The sequence below is a fragment of the Vaccinium witches'-broom phytoplasma str. VAC genome (genome assembly GCF_000309405.1).
In the GTDB taxonomy this organism is placed as follows: Bacteria; Bacillota_I; Bacilli_A; order Acholeplasmatales; family Acholeplasmataceae; genus Phytoplasma.
This window is the reverse complement of the sequence record NZ_AKIN01000202.1, coordinates 1-270: the sequence shown is the minus strand read 5'-3', so window position 1 is coordinate 270 and position 270 is coordinate 1. Positions and strand designations below refer to the sequence as shown.

1 protein-coding gene is annotated in these 270 nt (G+C 32.2%); it reads right to left on the bottom strand.

The annotated features are described in order from the left end of the window. A partial coding sequence (locus RI68_RS02920) for a toprim domain-containing protein (protein ID WP_038104879.1) occupies nt 1-270 on the bottom strand: 270 nt, incomplete at both ends.

The following is a 270-nucleotide window of genomic DNA, read 5'->3' as shown; positions in this document are numbered from 1 at the left end:
ATGTATGGATCTAAAAAACATTTTTGATAAGCTTCTTTCCCATATTGTCGTAATAAATCATCAACATCTTTACAAGTTTTGTCATAAGGGGGTAGAATTCTTCTTATCTCGTAAGAAATTTGTTGTTCTTTAAGTTGTTCACCTAAGGCTTCGTTGCGTTTTATTCCTGTTTCGTCGTTATCTAAGGCGATAATGACTTTAATCTTTTCTTTTTTTAAAATATCCATTTGAGTTTGGGAAAGTAATTGGGCAACACAAATTAACCCCACG